The 20,429-nt window shown below is 72.4% G+C and carries 17 protein-coding genes and 2 pseudogenes; 15 read left to right on the top strand and 4 right to left on the bottom strand.

Annotation, left to right across the window (positions count from 1 at the left end; translation table 11 throughout):
* Positions 1-92 precede the first annotated feature (92 nt).
* From IE226_RS23695 to IE226_RS23675, 5 genes are read left to right on the top strand one after another with little or no spacing between them, the layout of a single operon-like run.
* A complete protein-coding gene (locus IE226_RS23695; protein WP_190083334.1) occupies positions 93-1,031 on the top strand; it encodes a cobalamin biosynthesis protein in 939 nt (312 codons plus the stop codon).
* Complete coding sequence (locus tag IE226_RS23690; protein WP_190083333.1) at positions 1,031-2,560, top strand: cobyric acid synthase; 1,530 nt, start codon at positions 1,031-1,033, stop codon at positions 2,558-2,560. Before IE226_RS23695 ends, IE226_RS23690 begins: the two co-directional genes overlap by 1 nt.
* 55 nt (positions 2,561-2,615) lie before the next feature.
* Entirely contained in the window at positions 2,616-4,694 is a 2,079-nt protein-coding gene (locus tag IE226_RS23685) for a putative cobaltochelatase (RefSeq protein WP_190083332.1), read from the top strand.
* Positions 4,694-5,302 (top strand): cob(I)yrinic acid a,c-diamide adenosyltransferase, encoded by a 609-nt coding sequence (cobO, locus tag IE226_RS23680; protein WP_190083331.1) that lies wholly within the window; start codon positions 4,694-4,696, stop codon positions 5,300-5,302. Before IE226_RS23685 ends, cobO begins: the two co-directional genes overlap by 1 nt.
* Positions 5,296-6,663, top strand: a complete 1,368-nt coding sequence (locus IE226_RS23675; RefSeq protein WP_190083330.1) for a cobyrinic acid a,c-diamide synthase CobB — start codon at positions 5,296-5,298, stop codon at positions 6,661-6,663. The genes cobO and IE226_RS23675 overlap by 7 nt, the downstream gene beginning before the upstream one ends.
* A 65-nt stretch (positions 6,664-6,728) precedes the next feature.
* Here IE226_RS23675 and IE226_RS23670 read toward each other — a convergent pair whose 3' ends face one another.
* The gene (locus IE226_RS23670) at positions 6,729-7,460 is read right to left on the bottom strand and encodes a ZIP family metal transporter (RefSeq protein WP_190083329.1); all 732 of its coding nucleotides are present in this window, start codon (positions 7,458-7,460) and stop codon (positions 6,729-6,731) included.
* Positions 7,461-7,657: 197 nt separating this feature from the next.
* Between IE226_RS23670 and IE226_RS23665 the strand changes: the two are divergent.
* The 3 genes and pseudogenes from IE226_RS23665 to cobC form a co-directional block, all read left to right on the top strand.
* Positions 7,658-8,053: pseudogene (locus tag IE226_RS23665) on the top strand (cobalamin biosynthesis protein); the annotation flags it as partial.
* 80 nt (positions 8,054-8,133) lie between these two features.
* Positions 8,134-8,976 (top strand): sirohydrochlorin chelatase, encoded by an 843-nt coding sequence (locus tag IE226_RS23660; RefSeq protein WP_190083327.1) that lies wholly within the window; start codon positions 8,134-8,136, stop codon positions 8,974-8,976.
* Positions 8,966-10,027, top strand: coding sequence for an Rv2231c family histidinol phosphate aminotransferase CobC (gene cobC / locus IE226_RS23655; RefSeq protein WP_190083326.1), 1,062 nt, complete (start codon positions 8,966-8,968; stop codon positions 10,025-10,027). Before IE226_RS23660 ends, cobC begins: the two co-directional genes overlap by 11 nt.
* 147 nt (positions 10,028-10,174) lie before the next feature.
* Here cobC and IE226_RS23650 read toward each other — a convergent pair whose 3' ends face one another.
* Positions 10,175-11,116 (bottom strand): SCO1860 family LAETG-anchored protein, encoded by a 942-nt coding sequence (locus tag IE226_RS23650; protein ID WP_190083325.1) that lies wholly within the window; start codon positions 11,114-11,116, stop codon positions 10,175-10,177.
* A gap of 320 nt (positions 11,117-11,436) precedes the next feature.
* Here IE226_RS23650 and IE226_RS23645 point away from each other — a divergent pair, with 320 nt between their 5' ends.
* Complete coding sequence (locus IE226_RS23645; protein WP_190083324.1) at positions 11,437-12,225, top strand: 2-phosphosulfolactate phosphatase; 789 nt, start codon at positions 11,437-11,439, stop codon at positions 12,223-12,225.
* A 135-nt stretch (positions 12,226-12,360) separates the two neighbouring features.
* Here IE226_RS23645 and IE226_RS23640 read toward each other — a convergent pair whose 3' ends face one another.
* Positions 12,361-13,449, bottom strand: coding sequence for an amidohydrolase family protein (locus tag IE226_RS23640; protein WP_190083323.1), 1,089 nt, complete (start codon positions 13,447-13,449; stop codon positions 12,361-12,363).
* A gap of 59 nt (positions 13,450-13,508) precedes the next feature.
* Here IE226_RS23640 and IE226_RS23635 point away from each other — a divergent pair, with 59 nt between their 5' ends.
* The 6 genes and pseudogenes from IE226_RS23635 to thpD all read left to right on the top strand — a co-directional run bounded on the left by IE226_RS23635 (position 13,509) and on the right by thpD (position 19,276).
* Positions 13,509-14,630: a pyridoxal-phosphate-dependent aminotransferase family protein gene (locus tag IE226_RS23635; protein WP_190083322.1), complete on the top strand. Its 1,122-nt coding sequence runs from the start codon at positions 13,509-13,511 to the stop codon at positions 14,628-14,630.
* A 366-nt stretch (positions 14,631-14,996) separates the two neighbouring features.
* Positions 14,997-15,534 (top strand): annotated as a pseudogene (locus tag IE226_RS23630) (DinB family protein).
* 333 nt (positions 15,535-15,867) lie between these two features.
* Positions 15,868-16,416: a diaminobutyrate acetyltransferase gene (gene ectA / locus IE226_RS23625; RefSeq protein WP_190083321.1), complete on the top strand. Its 549-nt coding sequence runs from the start codon at positions 15,868-15,870 to the stop codon at positions 16,414-16,416.
* 80 nt (positions 16,417-16,496) lie between these two features.
* The gene (gene ectB, locus IE226_RS23620; protein WP_190083320.1) at positions 16,497-17,768 is read left to right on the top strand and encodes a diaminobutyrate--2-oxoglutarate transaminase; all 1,272 of its coding nucleotides are present in this window, start codon (positions 16,497-16,499) and stop codon (positions 17,766-17,768) included.
* Between the two features lie 53 nt (positions 17,769-17,821).
* On the top strand, positions 17,822-18,235 hold the full coding sequence (locus IE226_RS23615) for an ectoine synthase (protein ID WP_190083319.1): 414 nt from the start codon (positions 17,822-17,824) through the stop codon (positions 18,233-18,235).
* Positions 18,236-18,376: 141 nt separating this feature from the next.
* Positions 18,377-19,276 (top strand): ectoine hydroxylase, encoded by a 900-nt coding sequence (gene thpD / locus IE226_RS23610; protein WP_190083318.1) that lies wholly within the window; start codon positions 18,377-18,379, stop codon positions 19,274-19,276.
* A 74-nt stretch (positions 19,277-19,350) separates the two neighbouring features.
* Here thpD and IE226_RS23605 read toward each other — a convergent pair whose 3' ends face one another.
* Positions 19,351-20,418 (bottom strand): alkene reductase, encoded by a 1,068-nt coding sequence (locus tag IE226_RS23605; protein WP_190083317.1) that lies wholly within the window; start codon positions 20,416-20,418, stop codon positions 19,351-19,353.
* Positions 20,419-20,429 lie beyond the last annotated feature (11 nt).

Genomic DNA, 20,429 nt, shown 5'->3' with positions numbered 1-20,429 from the left:
CGCCATGCGCGGCCGCCCGTTGCCGGTTCCTGTGCCCCTGCCCGCCCGGGCCGGGCGCCTCGCTCCCCTCCTCGTACCGGCCGGCTGAAGCCATGAGTGCCGATCGCGACTTCGCGTACGGCGCCGCCGCCGGCCTCCTCGGTGATCTGTTCCTCGGCGACCCCCGCCGCGGGCATCCGGTCGCCGTGTTCGGGCGAGGCGCGAGCGCTGTCGAGCGTCTGCTGTGGCGTGATCACCGCGGGTGGGGCGCCCTGCACGCCGTGGTGTGCGCCGGGGGTGCGGCCGGTGCCGCCGCCCTGGCCTCCTCCCTCGTACGCGACTCACGCGCCGCGTCCGTCGCGCTGACCGCCGCCGCCACCTGGGCCGTGGTCGGCGGGACCTCCCTGGGGCGTGAGGCGCGGGCCATCGGCGGGGCGCTCGCCGCCGGGGACGTCGAGGTCGCCAGGGAGCGCCTGCCGCATCTGTGCGGGCGTGACCCGCAGGCCCTGGACGCCGACGGCATCGCGCGGGCCGTGGTCGAGTCCGTCGCCGAGAACACCTCCGACGCCGTGGTCGGCGCCCTGGTGTGGGGCGCGCTCGGCGGGGTTCCCGGACTCGTCGGCTTCCGGGCCGTGAACACGCTGGACGCCATGGTCGGGCACAAGTCCCCGAAGTACCGGCGTTACGGGTGGGCCTCCGCGCGGCTCGACGATGTTCTGGGGTGGCCGGGTGCCCGGCTCACCGCCGTGCTCGCGGCCGCCGCCGGGGACTCGCCGCGCGGTGCGGTGCGGGCCTGGCGTGCGGACGCCGCGAAGCATCCGAGCCCCAACGCGGGGCCCGTCGAGGCCGCGTTCGCGGGGGCGTTGGGGGTACGGCTCGGGGGGAGCCTCTCGTACGGAGGGCGGGTCGAGCACCGGCCTGTCCTGAACGGGGACGGGCGGGGCGTCGAGGTCGCCGACATCGAACGGGCCGTGAAGCTGTCGCGCCGGGTGGGGCTGCTCGCCCTGGGGGTCGCGGCAGTGGTGAGCACTATGCGGAAGGGCGGGGCCTGATGAGTGGTGGGCTGCTCGTTGCCGGGACCACATCGGATGCCGGGAAGAGCGTGATCACCGCCGGGATCTGCCGGTGGCTGACCCGTAAGGGGGTCTCCGTCGCGCCGTTCAAGGCGCAGAACATGTCCCTCAACTCCTTCGTCACGCGCGAGGGCGCGGAGATCGGGCGGGCCCAGGCCATGCAGGCGCAGGCCGCCCGCGTCGAGCCGAGCGCGCTGATGAACCCCGTGCTGCTCAAGCCGGGCAGTGACCGCAGCAGCCAGGTCGTCCTGATGGGCAAGCCCGTGGGCGAGATGAGCGCGCGCGGCTACCACGGGGGGCGGCAGGAGCAGTTGCTCTCCACCGTCGTGGGATGCCTCGAAGAGCTTCGGGGCAGCTATGACGCCGTGATCTGCGAAGGCGCGGGGAGTCCCGCCGAGATCAATCTGCGGCGCACTGACATCGTGAACATGGGCATCGCGCGGGCCGCCCGCTTCCCCGTCCTCGTCGTGGGCGACATCGACCGCGGGGGCGTCTTCGCCTCCTTCTTCGGGACCACCGCGCTGCTGAGCGCCGAGGACCAGGAGCTGGTCGCGGGGTACCTCGTCAACAAGTTCCGCGGCGACGTCTCGCTGCTCGAACCCGGCCTAGACATGCTCAAGGACCTCACCGGGCGGCGCACGTTCGGCGTGCTGCCGTTCCAGCACGGCCTCGGCATCGACGAGGAGGACGGGCTCCGGGTCTCCCTGCGAGGCGCCGTACGGGAGTCCGTCGTCGCTCCCCCGGTCGGTGACGACGTGCTGCGCGTCGCCGTCTGTGCCGTGCCGCTGATGTCGAACTTCACGGACGTGGACGCGCTGGCGGCCGAACCCGGTGTCGTCGTGCGGTTCGTGGATCGGGCAGAGGAGCTCGTCGACGCCGATCTCGTGGTCGTACCGGGCACGCGCGGCACCGTCCGTGCTTTGCAGTGGCTGCGTGAGCGGGGTCTGGCGGACGCCATCGCGCGGCGCGCGGCGGAAGGGCGCCCCGTGCTCGGGATCTGCGGCGGTTTCCAGCTGCTCGGCGAGCACATCGAGGACGACGTCGAATCGCGGGCGGGAGCCGTGGACGGGCTCGGACTGCTGCCCGTGCGCGTCCGTTTCGCGCGCGAGAAGACTCTGGCGAGGCCGGTCGGCGAGGCCCTCGGTGCACCCGTCGAGGGGTACGAGATCCATCACGGCGTCGCCGAAGTCCTGGGCGGGGAACCCTTCCTGGACGGCTGCCGCGTCGGCGAGGTGTGGGGCACGCACTGGCACGGCTCCCTGGAGAGCGACGCGTTCCGGCGCCGCTTCCTGACCGAGGTGGCCAGCGCCGCCGGGCGCCGCTTCGTGCCCGCGCCCGACACCAGCTTCGGCACCCTGCGCGAGGAGCAGCTCGACCTGCTCGGCGACCTGATCGAGCACCACGCGGACACGGACGCGCTGCTGCGCCTCATCGAGACCGGCGCCCCGTCCGGCCTCCCCTTCATCGCACCCGGGGCGCCCGCACGACCGGCGGAGGGGAACGGGTGAAAGCCGCCGCTGCCGCTGCCCCCTGCCCCGCCCCGAACCACGTAATGGAGGCCTTGTGAGTACCCCCTATCCGTTCACCGCCCTCGTCGGGCAGGACGACCTGCGCCTCGCCCTGCTGCTCAACGCCGTCTCGCCCGCCGTCGGCGGCGTGCTCGTGCGCGGGGAGAAGGGCACCGCCAAGTCCACCGCCGTACGCGCGCTCTCCGCCCTGCTGCCGCAGGTGCCCGTCGTCGCGGGCTGCCGCTTCTCCTGCGACCCGGCCGCCCCCGACCCCGCCTGCCCCGACGGTCCGCACGACGCCGGCGGCGCGTCGGTGCGGGACGCGCGGATGGTGGAGCTGCCCGTCGGCGCCTCCGAGGACCGTCTTGTCGGCGCGCTCGACATCGAGCGGGCGCTCGCCGAGGGCGTCAAGGCCTTCGAGCCGGGACTGCTCGCCGACGCCCACCGCGGCATCCTCTACGTCGACGAAGTCAACCTGCTGCACGACCACTTGGTCGACCTGCTGCTCGACGCCGCCGCCATGGGCGCCTCGTACGTCGAGCGCGAGGGCGTGTCCGTGCGCCATGCCGCGCGCTTCCTGCTCGTCGGCACCATGAACCCCGAAGAGGGCGAACTGCGGCCGCAGTTGCTCGACCGGTTCGGACTCACCGTGGAGGTCGCCGCCTCGCGCGAGACCGACCAGCGGGTCGAGGTCGTACGGCGGCGGCTCGCGTACGACGACGACGCGGAGGGATTCGCCGCGCGCTGGCACGAGGACGAGTCCGCGCTGCGGGACCGGATCGTCGCGGCGCGCGCGCTGCTTCCCCGGGTGCGGCTCGGTGACGGCGCGTTGCGGCAGATCGCCGCCACCTGTGCGGCCTTCGAGGTCGACGGGATGCGGGCCGACATCGTGATGGCGCGTACGGCGACGGCGCTCGCCGCCTGGGCGGGGCGCGAGGGCGTGCTCGCGGAGGACGTACGGCAGGCCGCTCTCCTCGCGCTTCCGCACCGGCGGCGGCGCAACCCCTTCGACGCGCCGGGACTCGACGAGGACAAGCTCGACGACACGCTGGAGCAGAACGGCGACCAGGCCGACGACGGGGACGGCACGGACGGCGACGGCACGGACGGGGACGACGACCCCGACGGCCCCGGCGGAGGCGGGCAGCCGCCGCAGGACGGGCCCGACGCCCCCGAAGCACCCGAATCCCCCGCCCCCGACGCGCACGACGCCCCCGCGGCCGACACCGAGAGCGAGGTCGGGAGGGACGACGACGCCTCCCCCGCGCAGGCCCCCGCCGCGAGCGCCGGCGAGCAGCAGGCCGTGCGGGCCTCCGAGCCGTTCCGTACGAAGATGCTGAGCGTGCCCGGTCTCGGTGAGGGCGCCGCGGGGCGCCGCTCCAGGGCGCGCACCGAGCACGGGCGGACCACCGGGGCCCGGCGTCCGCAGGGCGCGCTCACCAAGCTGCACCTGGCGGCCACCGTGCAGGCGGCCGCCCCGCACCAGCGGGCGCGCGGTCGCTCGGGGCGCGGGCTCGTCGTGCGGCGGGACGATCTGCGGCAGGCGACGCGGGAGGGGCGTGAGGGCAACCTCGTGCTCTTCGTGGTGGATGCCTCCGGGTCGATGGCCGCGCGGAAGCGGATGAGTGCCGTGAAGGGCGCGGTGCTCTCGTTGCTGCTCGACGCCTACCAGCGGCGGGACAAGGTCGGGCTCGTCACCTTCCGGGGCGCCGATGCCGAGGTGGCGTTGCCGCCCACCTCGTCCGTCGACGCTGCCGCCGCCCGGCTTGAGACGCTGCCTACGGGCGGGCGTACGCCGGTCGCCGCCGGGCTGCTCACGGCGCACGAGGTGCTGCGGGTCGAGCGGCTGCGGGACCCGGCACGGCGTCCCCTGGTCGTGGTCGTCACGGACGGCAGGGCGACGGGAGGTGTGGATCCGGTGGCCAGGGCGGGGCGCGCCGCGCGGCTCTTCGGGGCCGCCGGGATCGCCTCGGTGGTCGTCGACTGCGAGGCGGGGCCCATCCGGCTCGGGCTCGCGGGGCAGCTGGCGGGCGAGCTCGGCGGGACCGCCGTGACCCTCGACGAGCTGCGGGCCGAGTCGATCGCCGGGCTCGTCAAGGACGTACAGGGAACACAGATGAGGAGCGTGGCCTGATGCCGCAGGGACAGCCGAACGTGGTGCCGGACGACGGGCTCACCACGCGTCAGCGGCGCAACCGGCCGCTGGTGATGGTGCACACCGGGATCGGCAAGGGAAAGTCCACCGCCGCTTTCGGGATGGCGCTGCGGGCCTGGAATCAGGGCTGGCCCATCGGGGTCTTCCAGTTCGTGAAGTCGGCGAAGTGGAAGGTCGGCGAGGAGAACGCCCTGAAGGTGCTCGGGGCGAGCGACGAGGGCGGGTCCGTCACCTGGAACAAGATGGGCGAGGGCTGGTCGTGGATCCAGCGGGCGCCCGCCGAGGGCGAGCCGAGCCACGAGGACAAGGCCCGCGAGGGCTGGGAGCAGGTCAAGCGCGACCTCGCCGCCGAGACGTACTCGCTGTACGTCCTCGACGAGTTCGCCTATCTCCTGCACTGGGGCTGGATCGACGTGGACGAGGTGGTCGAGGTCCTCCGGAATCGGCCGGGGCACCAGCACGTGGTCATCACCGGGCGCTACGCACCCGATGCGCTGGTCGAGTTCGCCGATCTCGTCACCGACATGTCCAAGGTCAAGCATCCGATGGACGCGGGGCAGAAGGGCCAGAGGGGCATCGAGTGGTAGCTCGGCTTGTCGTCGCCGCGCCGTCGTCCGGGAGCGGGAAGACGACCGTGGCCACGGGCTTGATGGCGGCTTTCGCGGCGGCGGGCCTCGCGGTGTCGCCGCACAAGGTGGGGCCCGACTACATCGATCCCGGCTATCACGCGCTGGCCACGGGCCGCCCTGGCCGGAACCTCGACGCCTTCATGTGCGGGCCCCAGATGGTGGCGCCGCTGTTCAACCACGGGGCGCGCGGCTCCGATCTCGCCGTGGTCGAGGGCGTCATGGGGCTGTACGACGGGGTCTCCGGGCAGGGTGAGCTCGCTTCGACCGCGCATGTGGCCAAGCTGCTGCGGGCGCCCGTGGTGCTCGTGGTCGACGCGTCGTCGCAGTCCCGCTCCGTGGCAGCGCTGGTGCACGGGTTCGCGTCCTGGGACCCCGAGGTGCGCATCGGGGGCGTGATCCTCAACAAGGTGGGATCGGCCCGGCACGAGGAGCTGCTGCGGGACGCGCTCGGCGAGTCCGGGGTGCCGGTACTCGGCGCGCTCGGCCGGGTGGGGCAGGTCCGCACGCCCTCGCGGCATCTGGGGCTCGTTCCGGTGGCCGAGCGGCAGACCGAGGCCGTCGACTCGGTGACCGCTCTGGCCGCCAGGGTGCGGGAGGGCTGCGATCTCGACGCGCTGCTCGCGCTGGCGCGCAGTGCGCCCGCGATGACCGGCGAGACGTGGGATCCGGGCGTGGGAGCCGCGCGTACGCCGGACGAGGCTTCGAGGCGCGAGGCACGCAGGCCGGTGGTCGCCGTCGCGGGCGGAGCCGCGTTCTCGTTCTCGTACACCGAGCACACCGAGCTGCTCACGGCCGCAGGCGCCGATGTCGTCGTCTTCGATCCGCTGCACGACGAGGAGCTGCCGCCCGGCACCGCGGGCCTGATCATCGGGGGCGGGTTCCCCGAGGTGTACGCGCCCGAGCTCTCCGCCAACGAACCGCTGCGCAAGGCCGTGGCCGAACTGGCGCTCAGCGGGGCGCCCGTCGCCGCCGAGTGCGCCGGTCTTCTGTATCTGACACGGGAACTCGACGGGAAGCCGATGTGCGGCGTGCTCGACGTCCGCTCCCGTATGTCGGAGCGGCTCACGCTCGGGTACCGCGACGCCGTCGCCGTGTCCGACAGCCCGCTCGCGGCGGCCGGGACCCGGATGCGCGGGCACGAGTTCCACCGCACCGTCGTCGAACCGGGCGCGGGGGCCGCGCCCGCCTGGGGGATGCACTCCCCCGAGCGGCGCGTCGAGGGGTTCGTGCAGCAGGGCGTGCACGCGAGCTATCTGCACACGCACTGGGCCGCCGAGCCCGGCATCGCCCGGCGGTTCGTGGAGAGGTGCGGGGGGTGAGACCGGTGCGTGGGGCCGGCGGGGCAGGGACGGCGCGCGGGGCGGAGCCGGTGCGCGCCGCGGCCTCACTCCGCGATGCCCACCACCAGCCAGATGAACGCCGCTCCCGCCACCGTGCACAGCAGCGTCGAGCGCGCCGGATGGTCGTGGTGCGCCTCCGGGAGGATCTCCGCTGCGGCCAGATAGAGCAGCGCGCCGCCGAAGAAGCCGAGATATCCGCCGAGCAGTTGCTCCGGAATGGTGAACAGGAGCGTCGAGGCGGCGCCCGCCACCGGGGCCACCGCGTCCGCGAAGAGCATCGCGAGGGCCTTGCGGCGGGCGTTTCCGTACAGGCTGGTGAGCGTGTACGTGTTGAAGCCGTCCGCGAAGTCATGGGCGACGACCGCCAGCGCCACCGCCACGCCCATGCCGCCGCCCACCTGGAACGCGGCGCCGATCGCGACGCCGTCCATGGCGCTGTGCCCGACCATCGCTCCGGCCGCCGTCAGGCCCACCTGCGGGACCCGGCCGCCCGCGTGCTCGTCCGCCCCGTGCCCGGCGTGGCGGCCCGCGAGGAGACGTTCCACCAGGTGCGCGGCGAGGAAGCCAGCGACGAACAGCAGGAGCGCCGCGGGTACGCCGAAGACCGGTCCGCCCGCGGCCTCCAGCGCCTCCGGCAGCAGATCGAGGCCGACCACGCCGAGCATCAGGCCGCCCGCGAGCCCGAGGACGAGGTGGCGCCGGTCGGTGACCCGCTGGGCCGTCCAGCCGCCCACCAGGGTCATCACGAAAGCGCCGAGCGCCACGAACACCGCCATGCGCCCTTGCTAGCCGATTGACCCCCTGTCCCGCACATCCACATCCGGTCGCGGGGCACACACCGACCCGTCCCTGTCCCGTACGAGAGGAGCCCCGGCCCATGGCCGACACCGAAGCCGCCACCGGTGGGGCGACCCCGGCGATGTCCCCCGAACAGGTGGCGGCCGTCCACGGGCCGGACGCCGGGAGCGGTGCGCCGAGCCTCGTGGTGGGCGTCGGAGCGGGCAGGGGCGCGCCGGCCGACGAGATTCTCGGCCTGGTGCAGGACACCCTGCGGGACGCGGGGCTCGCCCTGTCCTGCGTCGCCGCGCTGGCGACCATCGACGCGAAGGCCGAGGAGCCCGGCATCGTCGCTGCGGCGGCCGGGCTCGGGGTACCGGTCGTGGCGTACGCGGCCGACGAGTTGGCCGGTGTCGAGGTGCCCAATCCCGCCTACGCGCCGCTCGCCGCCACGGGTACACCTTCCGTGGCGGAGGCCTCCGCATTGTGCGGCGGCGGTGAACTCCTCGTGCCCAAGCGGAAGTCGGCGCCGGACGGGCGCGCGGCCATGGCAACCTGTGCCGTCGCGCGCCACGCGTCTCCCGTACGGGGCGCCACACGCGCCACCACCTCACCCGACACCTCGTCCGACACCTCATCCGAACGAACAGGCACAGCAACCATGGAGTCCCCGTGACCACCCCGCCCGCACTGCTCATCGCCGGCCACGGCATCCGGGACGAGGCCGGGGCGCACGCCTTCCGGGACTTCGTGCGGGACCTCGCACGCCGCGATCCGGGGCTCCCGGTCGCCGGGGGCGTCGTCGGCCCGTTGCCGCCGCCGTCGCTCGCCGAAGCGGTCGCGGACCTCGCGGCCCATGGGGCGGAACGTTTCACGGCCGTACCGCTGACGCTCGCGACGACCGGGCGTGCGGCAGCCGGCGTCGAGGCGGCGCTGCACGCGGCGCTCGGCAGCGCCGAGGAGCACCACCCCGGCATCTCGTACTCCCTCGGCCGCCCGCTCGGCCCGCACCCCTCGCTCCTGGACGTCATCGGCCGCCGCCTGGACGAGGCGCTCGGCGGGCCGGCCCGCGCGCCGGGCGACCGCGCGGACGTCATGGTGCTCCTGGTGGGCGAAGGCTCCACGGACCCGGAGGCCAACGCCGACGTGCACAGGGCGGCCCGGCTGCTGTGGGAGGGACGCGGTTACGCGGGTGTGGAGACGGCGTTCGTGTCGCTGGCCGCGCCGGACGTGCCCTCCGGCCTCGACCGCTGCGTGCGCCTGGGCGCGCGGCGGATCGTCGTCCTGCCCTACTTCCTGTTCACCGGCGCCGCGCCGGAGCGGATCAGCCGGCAGACGGAGGGCTGGGCGGCGGCGCATCCGGAGGTCGAGGTGCGCTCGGCGGGTGTGATCGGCCCCGCGGAGGAGTTGCTCGACCTCGTCATGGAGCGCTACCGGGAGTCGGCCGCCGACGGCGGCCCTTCGGCGAACCGTGACCACGCCACTCGCCCGGGGGCCCGCGCACATGTCCGCTGAGCGCGACGGCGGCGGCCCCGACCTGCGGCATCACGGGGATGCCGAGGTCCGCGGCGCCGCCGGTCTCACCGACCTCGCGGTGAACGTCCGCGCCAACACCCCGCCGGTCTGGCTCAAGCAGCGCCTCGCCGCCTCGCTCGACGGCCTGGCCGCCTACCCGGACGGCCGGGCGGCACGGGCGGCGGTGGCCGCGCGGCACGGCGTGACGCCGGACCGGGTGCTGCTCACGTCGGGCGCCGCGGAGGCGTTCGTGCTGCTCGCGCGCGCCCTGAAGGTACGTCAGCCGGTGGTGGTGCACCCGCAGTTCACCGAACCCGAGGCGGCGCTGCGGGACGCGGGGCACGCGGTGGGGCGGGTGCTGCTCCGGGAGGAGGACGGGTTCCGTCTCTCCGGGGCGACGGTCCCCGAGGGCGCCGACCTGGTCGTGATCGGCAATCCCACGAATCCGACGTCCGTGCTCCATCCCTCCGCATCGATCGCCGCACTAGCCCGCCCCGGACGGTTCCTGGTGGTGGACGAGGCGTTCATGGACGCGGTGCCCGGCGAGCGGGAGGCCCTCGCGGGCCGGACGGACGTGCCGGGGCTCGTGGTGCTGCGTTCCCTCACCAAGACGTGGGGCCTCGCCGGGCTGCGGATCGGTTACGTCCTGTCCGATCCGGAGACGATCGCGACCCTGGCGGGGGCGCAGCCGCTCTGGCCGGTTTCCTCCCCCGCTCTTGCGGCGGCGGAGGCGTGTGTGGCGCCCGCGGCGCTGGCGGAGGCGTCCGACGCGGCTCTGCGGATCGCCGCGGACCGGGCCCATCTCCTGGCCGGGCTGCGGGAGTTCGCCCCCTTCGGGGTGCGAGCCGTGGAGCCGGCGGAGGGTCCCTTCGTCCTGCTCCGGGCGCCGGGGGCCACTGCCCTCCGCGACCGCCTGCGGGAACGGGGCTTCGCCTTGCGGCGGGGCGATACGTTTCCGGGGCTCGGGGAGGAGTGGCTTCGGGTGGCGGTACGGGACACGGGGACCACGGATCGGTTGCTGGCGGCGGTGCGGGGAGCGCTGGGGCGCTGAAAGCGGGGTGCCGGTTGCCGTCATCACCGGCTCCGCCGAGTTCGTCCTCAACCGCCGGACGGGCTGTTGCCGTACGGGCTATCGCCGGACAGGCCTTGCCGGACGGGCTGTTGCCGGCCCGTCCGGCGGTCGAGGGCCGCCCCGCACTCAGCCCCTGCGCCCCCGGCGCGTCATCGCCACCGCGCCGCCCCCCGCGGCGAGCAGCACGACCGCGCCCCCCACCAGGTACGGAGTGGACGAGTTCCCCCCGGTCTCGGCGAGGTTCGCCTCCTGCGGCTTCTCCGCCACCGGCTTCTCTGCCACCGGCTTCTCCTCCTTGCCGCCCTGCGGCTCCACGGGAGCCGAGGGTTCGGGCTCGGCGGCCACCTCGGGCGTCCGGCACGACGCGCCCGCGAGCGTCACCGTCCCCTCCACCTCGGCGACGTTCAGCTTCAGGGGATTCACCGACACCTTCAGCTCCAGCGCGGTGGCCGCCGCCGTACGCGAGGTCGTGTGCGTCTTCGACAGGTCGAGCCGCACCTCTCCGACCCCCGGCACCGCCACTTGGGTCGTGCCGCCCGCCGAGAGCGTGACCTTCTTGCCGAGCACGGTCACCCCGCCCAGCAGATTCGCCTCGGCGACGGGCCGCTTGCCCGCCGCGCAGACCGCCTTGGACGTGACCTGGTCGACCTTGATCAGGGACAGCAGCGGCAGGCCCGGCACGTGCACCTCGGCCCGCGCGATGTTGCTGTGCCCCTCCGCCTTTCCGTCCTCGACGCTCGCCTTCGCGGTGGCGACGTCCGCGCGCAGCACGCTGAACGGCCGGCCCGCGTTGACACCGTCCAGCTTGGCGGTGAGCGCGGTCTTCTCGGCGCTGGCCGGCGCCTGCACTTCGTTGAGCGCGACCTTGAGCGGGACGTTCAGGGTCTTGTTGAGCAGGGACACGTCGAGCCCGGTGCGCAGCACGACGGCGTCGGCGTGGCCCTTGTCGCCGCCCGTCGCCGCAGCCGGTCCCGCGCCGGCGAGCGCCGCGGGGCCCGCGACGAGGGCCGTGGCGGTGGCGATCACGCCGAGGCGGCGTGCGGGCAGGCGGAAGGTGTTGCTGTTCAAGGTGGTGGAACCCCCACAAGAGTTACGGAGCCGCCGGAAGCCTCGCGCTCCGCTGGATGGGGACATCGCATGAGCACGACACCGGCAACATCGACAGAGGGAATCTTTACGCACTGAGAGTGAATAGCCAGCGACCAAGCGTGAGTTCACTCCAAAGGGAGGTTTCCGCCCCTGCTTTCGAATCTTGCGGCACGGGCGTTCCCCGCCGTCACCCGAGTAACTCCCTGGCTCGAACACGGCGGTTGACGCCGGGTGGAGTGGCCGAATGATGTGCAACGAACGGAGGGCCCTACACGTAACGCTCCGTCAATATGAGTCCCATGGGACAGACGGAGCACACGCGTGACGGGGAATGGTGCGCCCAGAGCGCGTACGGGGTGCGGTTCGAATGGGGGCCCGAGGGGGCGCGGCGGCTCATGGCGGGCGTCGCCGACGCGGAGGCGGCGTGCCTGGTCGTCGTCGACGTGCTGTCGTTCACGACCGCGGTGTCGGTCGCGGTGGACGCGGGGACGCGCGTCTTCCCGTACGCGTGGCGGGACGAGAGCGCCGTCGCCTTCGCCGCCGAACGAAGCGCCGAACTGGCGGTGGGGCGGCGCGCGATGAGCCCCGCCTCGCCGTGGTCGCTCTCCCCCGCCGCGCTGCGCCGGGCGCCCTTCACGCCCCGCCTCGTGCTGCCCTCGCCCAACGGATCGGCGATCGCCGCGGCGGCGGGAGCGTCGGGGGTGGTGGTCGCGGGGTGCCTCAGGAATGCGGCGGCGGTGGGGAGTTGGCTGGTGGAGCAGGGTTACGGGGGTTCCGATCGGCCGGTTGCCGTGGTCGCCGCGGGTGAGCGGTGGCCGGACGGAAGCTTGCGGCCCGCGCTGGAGGATGCGCTGGGGGCGGGCGCGGTGATCTCCGCGATGCGGGGGGTGGAGGTCTCGCCGGAGGCGGCGGCAGCGGCGGGCGCGTTCACGTCGTGCGCGGATGTCGCTTCGGCCGTCGCCGACTGTGCGTCGGGGCGGGAGTTGCGGGGGTACGGCTTCGCGGGGGATGTGGCGGTGGCTGTGGAGACGGGGGGTTCGGTGGGGGTGCCGGTGCTGACGGGCGGGGCTTTTTCTGTGCCTGGCTAGACCTGGCTAGGCCTAGCCAGGCCTGACCCCGCCCTTTCCCGGCTGTGACATGGGCGGAGACTCAGGACGAACTCGGCGAGCCGGTGATGGCACGTAATGACGTGATGGCGTACCGGCACGTACAAGAGGCCCGCCCTACCCCACCACCCGCCCGTTCAGCACGACCCTCCGCGGCGCGGCAAGCACCCCCACGTCCTGCCGGGGGTCCGCGCCGTACACCACCAGGTCCGCCGGAGCGCCCTCCTCCAGGCCGGGGCGGCCCAGCCAGGTCCGCGCGCCCCATGTCGTCGCCGACAGCGCGTCCACCGCCGGGATTCCGGCGTGCCTCAGTTCGGCCACCTCGGCGGCGACCAGGCCGTGGGCCAGGGAGCCGCCGGCGTCCGTGCCCGCGAACACGGGGACCCCGGCGTCGTACGCGGATCGCACCGTGTCGTAACGGCGGTCGTACAGCCGCCGCATGTGCCGCGACCACTTGGGAAACTTGGCCTCGCCGCCGTCGGCCAGCTGCGGGAACGTCGCGATGTTCACCAGCGTCGGGACGATCGCGACGCCCCGCTCGGCGAAGAGCGGAATGGTCTCCTCGGTCAGTCCGGTGGCGTGCTCGATGCAGTCGATGCCCGCCTCCACCAGATCCCGCAGCGAGTCCTCGGCGAAGCAGTGTGCCGTCACGCGCGCGCCGAGCCGGTGCGCCTCGGCGATCGCCTCCTCCACCTCGGCGCGGGGCCAGCATGCCGTCAGGTCTCCGGCGTCGCGGTCGATCCAGTCGCCGACCAGTTTGACCCAGCCGTCGCCGCGCCGTGCCTCCCGCGCGACGTACGCGACGAGGTCGGACGGCTCGATCTCGTGGGCGTAGTTGCGGATGTAGCGGCGCGTACGCGCGATGTGGCGGCCCGCCCGGATGATCTTCGGGAGGTCCTCGCGGTCGTCGATCCAGCGCGTGTCGGACGGGGAGCCCGCGTCGCGGATGAGGAGCGCGCCGATCTCGCGGTCGGTCAGCGCCTGCTTCTCGGCCGTGGCCGCGTCCACCGGGCCGTGCGCGTCCAGGCCCACGTGACAGTGCGCGTCGACCAGGCCGGGGAGGGTCCAGCCGTCGACCGTGACGTCCGGCGCCGCCGACGGGCGGTCGTACGTCACCCGGCCTCCGACCACCCACAATTCGTCCCGTACCTCGTCCGGTCCGACGAGCACCCGCCCCTTCACGTGCAGCACCGTGTGATCGCTCATGTGCAGCAGCTTAGGAGCCTGTCGGTACGCTCGGTCCGGCAGCCCGAACGAACGAACTCGTGAGCGAAGTGAGCAGCACCGTGACACACCCCTTCCTTGACCTGGCACCCCTGAGTGCCCAGCACTTCGCCTCCATCGAGGAGCGCGTCGCCGGGCTGCTCTCCACCTCGCAGGACATCGTGATCATGCAGGGCGAGGCGCTGCTTCCCCTGGAGGGCTGTATCCGGGGTGCGGCGCAGCCCGGCACGACCGCGCTGAACGTGATCACGGGGCCGTACGGCCAGACCTTCGGGAACTGGCTGCGGGACTGCGGGGCGACCGTCGTCGACCTCGCCGTCCCCTTCCACACCGCGGTGACCGCGGAACAGGTGCGCGAGGCGCTCGCCGCGCACCCCGAGATCGACTTCGTGTCGCTCGTCCACGCCGAGGCCGCGACCGGCAACACCAACCCCGTCGCCGAGATCGGTGAGGTCGTACGCGAGCACGGGGCCCTCTTCATGCTCGACGCCGTCGCGTCGGTGGCCGCGGAGCCGCTGCTTCCGGACGCGTGGGGCGTGGACCTGTGCGTGATCGGCGCGCAGAAGGCGATGGGCGGTCCCGCGGGTGTCTCCGCCGTCTCCGTGAGCGAGCGGGCCTGGGCGCGGCTGGCCGGCAATCCGCGGGCGCCGCGCCGCTCGTACCTCTCCCTCCTGGACTGGAAGGAGCGGTGGATCGACGGCGGACGCAAGGCGCTGCTCCACGCCCCGGCCCAGTTGGAGATGCTCGCGCTCGAAGCCTGCGTGGAGCGCATCGAGGCGGAAGGGCTCGACGCCCTGATGGCGCGGCACGCCACCGCCGCGGCGGCGACCCGCGCGGGCGCGATCGCGCTCGGCGGCGGCCTTTCGCCGTACGTCCACGAGGCGCGGGACGCCGCTCCGGTCGCCACGACGCTGCGCGCCCCCGAGGGCGTCGACGCCTCGCTGCTCGTCGCCAAGGCGCTCGCCGCGGACCCGGTGCTTCCGCTGGTCGCCGGTGGCGGCGCCCTTGCCAAGGAGATGATCCGGGTGAACCACTACGGCCCGGACGCGACCCGCGGCGCAGTGCACGCCTCGCTGGCCGCTCTGGGCGCCGTGATGAGCGAGGCGGGCCTCACGGTCGACCTCGAGGCGGCACGACGCGCGGTAACGGAGGCCTGGCAGTAACCACCACACCACGCCGGCCAGCCGGACAGGCCCTGCGCTTTCACCGGCGGGCGCTGGGCCTCCGGGGGCGGACGCCGGGTCTTCGCCAACAGGCGCAGCGCCTTGACTGACAGGCGACGGGCCTTGGAGGGCGACCGCTGCGGCCTGGCGGCAGACGCGCGTCTTCACCGGCTGACGCCGGGCCTTCGGCCGGCAGGCGCTCTGCCCTCGGCGGGCAGGCGCCGGGTCTTCCGCGGCAGGACCCGAGCCTCCGGAGGCAGGCCACAACGTCTTCCCGGCCGCGCCCGTTTCATGCCGGTGCTGCGCCTTCCAAGCTCAGAGCGAACAGGGGACGCGGGGGGCGGGTCGCATGGCAGCGTGAGCCGCATGACGACCACGCTCCCGGACGGCCGTGCCGTGCCCGATCCGATCGCGGGCGAGTCGGTGATGCTGGCGGGCTGGCTCGACTTTCACCGCGAGACCCTCGCGGTGAAGTGCTCCGGGCTCGATGACGCGCAGACCCGTGTCACGGCGGTCCCGTCCTCGTCGCTGACCCTGCTCGGCCTGGTGCAGCACCTGGCCGAGGTGGAGCGGAACTGGTTCCAGCGGGTCTTCGCCGGGCGGGACGTGCCGCCCGTGTACGGGAGCGACGGCGATACCGCCGGGGGCTTTGCCCTGGAGCCGGAGCGGACGTACGGCCAGGTCCTCGCCGGTGTGGCGGCGCGAGGTCGCGGTGAGCAAGGAGCTCTGCGCGGGCCGTTCGCTCGACGACGTGGGGCGGCTGAGCGAGCCGGAGGCTGGCGTGGCGGGCAGCGCCGAGGTGAGCCTGCGCTGGATTCTGGTCCACCTCATCGAGGAGTACGCGCGGCACAACGGTCACGCCGATCTCCTCAGGGAGGGAATCGACGGGGTAACGGGGCCGTAAATGCTCTACGTAAATTCACGGACGCATTCTCACCGCTTCTTTATCCACTTTATCCAGCACAGCTTCCCGTATTCTTCTGCCCGCTTTTCCCGGACCTAAACACTAAGGTTTCGACAACCCAGAGTCTCACATTTCGGACACGCTTCCAGGGAGTTACGCTTCTGTGACGTACTCCACATCGCGCCCGTAATGTTCCCTATGACCCCATCAAATCAGGCCAAACTGCCGGGGATTCCTGCGGGCGCGCACCCACGCGTGATAACACATAGGGCGCTCTGACGTAACCCCTCTCGGCGATGCAATTGAAGAAATTGCTCGGTAAATTCAATCCGCATGACCGCTGCACAAGCCGATCTACCGACCGACCTGCAAGCGAATTCCCTGGAAATGCCCGAGGGGTTGCGCCTCGACACCCCCGACGTCGCCGACGGGGCCGCTATCTGGCGGATCGCCCGCGACTCGAAGGTGTTGGACCTCAACTCCTCGTACAGCTACCTGCTGTGGTGCCGCGACTTCGCGGCGACCTCCGTGGTGGCCAGGGACTCGAACGGTGAGCCCGCCGGGTTCATCACCGGCTACATCCGGCCCGAGCGGCCGCGCACCCTGGTGGTCTGGCAGGTGGCCGTCGACCAAGCGCACCGAGGCCGCGGCCTTGCCGGTGCGCTGCTCGACGGTCTCACCGCCAAGGTCGCCGCCGACCGGGAGCTGGTCTCGGTCGAGACGACCATCACGCCGGACAACGAACCGTCCCAGCGGCTCTTCACCTCGTACGCACAGCGCCACGGAGCGTCTGTCGAGCGCACGGTGCTCTTCGACGCGGGGCTCTTCCCCGAAGAGGGGCACGAGCCCGAGGTCCTGTTCCTCATAGAGCCAGTCGGCTGAGTTCCGCCCTCCCCCACACGCACCACGCACCACCCGTTCCCCCCACCTCCCACGTCTTTCCATCTCCCAGGAGATCTGCTGTGACCATCACCCAGCCCGACCTGAGCGTCTTCGAGACCCTGGAGTCGGAGGTGCGCAGCTACTGCCGCGGTTGGCCCACCATCTTCGACCGTGCGCAGGGCAGCCGCATGTTCGACGAGGACGGCCACTCGTACCTCGACTTCTTCGCCGGGGCCGGGTCGCTCAACTACGGCCACAACAACCCGGTCCTCAAACGCGCCCTGATCGACTACCTGGAGCGCGACAGCATCGTCCACGGCCTGGACATGTCGACGACCGCCAAGCGCGCGTTCCTCGAGTCGTTCCAGAACATCATCCTGCGCCCGCGTGACCTGCCGTACAAGGTCATGTTCCCGGGCCCGACGGGCACCAACGCCGTCGAGTCCGCGCTGAAGCTGGCGCGCAAGGTCAAGGGCCGCGAGTCGATCGTGTCGTTCACGAACGCCTTCCACGGCATGTCGCTCGGCTCGCTCGCCGTGACCGGAAACGCCTTCAAGCGCGCCGGCGCCGGCATCCCGCTGGTGCACGGCACGCCGATGCCGTTCGACCACTACCTCGACGGCAAGACCCCCGACTTCATCTGGTTCGAGCGGCTGCTCGAGGACCAGGGCTCCGGCCTCAACCAGCCCGCCGCCGTGATCGTCGAGACGGTCCAGGGCGAGGGCGGCATCAACGTCGCCCGCGCCGAGTGGCTCCGCAAGCTCGCCGAGGTGTGCGAGCGCTGGGACATGCTCCTGATCGTCGACGACATCCAGATGGGCTGCGGCCGTACCGGCGCGTTCTTCTCCTTCGAGGAGGCGGGCATCACGCCGGACATCGTGACGGTGTCCAAGTCCATCAGCGGCTACGGCCTGCCGATGGCGCTGACCCTGTTCAAGCCGGAGCTCGACGTGTGGGAGCCGGGCGAGCACAACGGCACCTTCCGCGGCAACAACGCCGCGTTCGTCACGGCCGCCGCCGCCCTGGAGACCTACTGGTCCGACGGCCCGGCCATGGAGAAGCAGACCCGCGCCCGCGGTGAGCAGGTCGAGGAGGCCTTCGCGGCGATCGCCGACGAGAACCCCGGCGCCATCAAGGAGTACCGCGGCCGCGGTCTCGTCTGGGGCATGGAGTTCATCGACAAGGCACGCGCGAGCGCCATCGCCAAGCGCGCCTTCGAACTGGGCCTGCTCATCGAGACCTCAGGACCCGAGGGCGAGGTCGTCAAGCTCCTTCCGGCGCTGACGATCACCGCCGACGAGCTGGACGAAGGGCTTCGCACCCTCGCCCGCGCGGTGCGCGAGACCGCCTGAGCGAATTCAAGCCAGCTTCTTCACCCCCGTAAGAGAAAAGGAACCAACTCACCGTGATCGTCCGTTCGTTCAAGGACATTGAAGGCACCGACCGGCACGTGAAGTCCGCGTCCGGCACCTGGGAGAGCAAGCGCATCGTCCTCGCCAAGGAGCGAGTGGGCTTCTCGGTCCACGAGACCATCCTGTACGCGGGTACGGAGACGTCGATGTGGTACGCCAACCACATCGAGGCCGTCGTGTGCACCAAGGGCGAGGCCGAGCTGACCGACGACACGACCGGCGAGAAGTACACGATCACGCCGGGCACCATGTACCTGCTCGACGGGCACGAGAAGCACACGATGCGGATCAAGGAGGACTTCCACTGCATCTGCGTCTTCAACCCGCCCGTCACGGGCCGTGAGGACCACGACGAGAACGGCGTGTACCCGCTGCTCACGGAGCCGGAGTCGGAGCCGGCGGCCTGAGCGTCGCGACCGGCGCGGGCTCGGGCGCCGCGCCGCAGGGCTGAGACACGCCCCATGAATCTCCCCCGCCGCCCTCTTCCTCTGGGCGGCGGGGGTGTACATCCCGGAAAGGGCCGTACGAGAGGAGAGGCAGGCAACACCATGACCACCGCACCCGAACGCACCGCCGACCTGTACCCGACCCGAGGCACCGAGGAGGTCCTCATCGAGCGCAAGGACCCCGTCGTGTGGTCCGAGCCGGGTACGCCGGGGCCCATCGAGGCCGATGATCTGGCGGGGTTCGAACGGGACGGTTTCCTGGCGATCGACCAGCTCATCACCCCGGACGAGGTGAGCGTCTTCCACGGCGAGCTCGAGCGGTTGATCAACGACCCCACGATGCGGGCGGACGACCGCTCGATCGTGGAGCCGCGCTCCCAGGAGATCCGCACCATCTTTGAGGTGCACAAGATCAGCGAGCTGTTCGCGAAGCTCGCGGCCGACCCGCGGGTGGTGGGTCGGGCCCGGCAGATCCTGGGGTCCGACGTGTACGTCCACCAGTCCCGGATCAACGTGAAGCCCGGCTTCGGAGCCTCCGGGTTCTACTGGCACTCGGACTTCGAGACCTGGCACGCCGAAGACGGCCTCCCGAACATGCGGACCGTCTCCGTCTCGATCGCGCTCACCAAGAATTACGACACCAACGGCGGCCTCATGATCATGCCGGGGTCGCACAAGACGTTCCTCGGCTGTGAGGGCGCCACGCCGAAGGACAACTACAAGCGGTCACTGCAGATGCAGGACGCGGGCATTCCGTCGAACGAGACGCTGACCAGCCTCGCCGCCGACTACGGCATCCGGCTGTTCACCGGCGAGGCGGGCTCCGCGACCTGGTTCGACTGCAATGCCATGCATGGTTCCGGGGACAACATCACTCCGTTCCCGCGCAGCAATGTCTTCATCGTGTTCAACAGCGTGGAGAATCCGGCCGTGGAGCCGTTCGCGGCGCCGGTCCGGCGGCCGGAATACATTGGGGCGCGGGACTTCACTCCGGTGAAGTAAGCAGTCTCGTACGCGAGTTGGCCCGGCACCGTGGGGTGCCGGGCCACACTTGGTTCAGGGGCGGCTCCCCGGCGTCAGAGCGCCGGATAGTCGGTGTAGCCCTTCTCCGTGCCGCCGAAGAACGTCGCGGCGTCCGGCGTGTTGTACGGGCCCCCGGCCTTGAGGCGGGCCGGCAGGTCGGGGTTGGCGAGGAACAGCGCGCCGAAGGCGACGAGGTCCGCGGTGCCGTCCTCGACGAGGGCGAGGGAGTCGTGCCCGGTGAAGCCCTCGGTGGCGGGGTTCAGGACGAAGGGCCCGTTGAAGCCCCCGCGCAGCGCGTTCACCAGGTCGCGGATCGGGCCCACCTCCATGACGTGCAGGTACGCCAGGTCCAGGGCGCTCAGCTCCTTCACCAGAGAGGTGTACGTCGCCTCCAGTCCGGCCTCGGGCTCCGTGATGCTGTTGTAGGGGTTGCCCGGCGAGAGGCGTATGGCGGTGCGGGCGGCGCCGATCTCCGCGGCGACCGCCCGCGCGGTCTCTACCGCGAAGCGGATGCGGTTCTCGGGCGTGCCGCCCCATTCGTCCGTACGCAGGTTGGAGCCGGGGGCCAGGAACTGGTGGATCAAGTAACCGTTGGCGCCGTGCAGTTCGACTCCGTCGAAGCCCGCGTCGATCGCGTTGCGGGCCGCGGTCACGAAGTCGTCGATGGTGGCGCGGATCTGATCGCCGGTCAGTTCGCGGGGCGTGACGAAGTCCTTGGGCCCCTCGGCCGTGTACACCTGGCCCTCGGCCGCGACGGCCGAGGGGGCGACGTTCACCAGGCCGTCGGGGAGCAGGCTGGGGTGGCCGACGCGGCCCGCGTGCATGAGCTGGGCGAAGATCCGGCCGCCCGCGGCGTGCACGGCGGAGGTGACCTTGCGCCAGGACTCGACCTGCTCCGCGGAGTGCAGGCCCGGGGTGTCCGGGTAGCCCTGGCCGATGACCGAGGGCTGGATGCCCTCGGTGATGATCAGGCCCGCCGAGGCGCGCTGGGTGTAGTACTCCGCGGTCAGGTCCGTGGCGGTGGCGCCCGCGCCCGCGCGGCTGCGGGTCATCGGCGCCATGGCTATGCGGTTGCTCAGGGGCGTGCCGGCGAGGTCGAAAGAGTCGAACGCGGTGGTCATCGGGGCTCCCG

Origin of the sequence: Streptomyces longisporoflavus, assembly GCF_014649775.1 — a bacterium.
Classification (GTDB): Bacteria; Actinomycetota; Actinomycetes; order Streptomycetales; family Streptomycetaceae; genus Streptomyces; species Streptomyces longisporoflavus.
Note: the sequence above shows the minus strand (reverse complement) of the source record. Positions and strands in the feature narration are given on the sequence as shown.